Source organism: Marinobacter sp. UBA2498 (assembly GCF_002341575.1).
GTDB classification, from domain to species: Bacteria; Pseudomonadota; Gammaproteobacteria; order Pseudomonadales; family Oleiphilaceae; genus Marinobacter; species Marinobacter manganoxydans.
Genome location: NZ_DDOI01000100.1, coordinates 283 through 647 on the forward strand (window position 1 = coordinate 283; position 365 = coordinate 647).

General features: G+C 59.2%; 1 protein-coding gene. It reads left to right on the top strand.

What is annotated here, in order from left to right; all coding sequences use genetic code 11:
• On the top strand, positions 1–365 hold a 365-nt coding region (locus B2W52_RS13860), incomplete at both ends, for a fumarate hydratase (RefSeq protein WP_286803606.1).

Below are 365 nucleotides of genomic sequence, written 5' to 3' on the forward strand. Positions count from 1 at the left end.
CCGTCCGATTCGGTTGTCGATTGGGTTCTTAAAATGGTCCCGCAGATGGGGGCTGGCTGGTGCCCGCCTGGCATGCTGGGTATTGGTATTGGCGGTACCGCCGAAAAGGCGATGGAAATGGCCAAGGAATCCCTGCTGGATCCGATCGATATCCACGACCTGAAAGCGCGCGGTGCGTCGAACAGAGCCGAGGAACTGCGTCTTGAGCTGTTCGACAAGGTGAATGATCTCGGTATCGGTGCCCAGGGGCTGGGTGGCCTGACCACCGTTCTGGACGTTAAGGTCAAGGATTACCCGACGCACGCTGCCAATAAGCCGGTGGCCATCATCCCGAACTGTGCTGCGACTCGCCACGCGCATTTCAC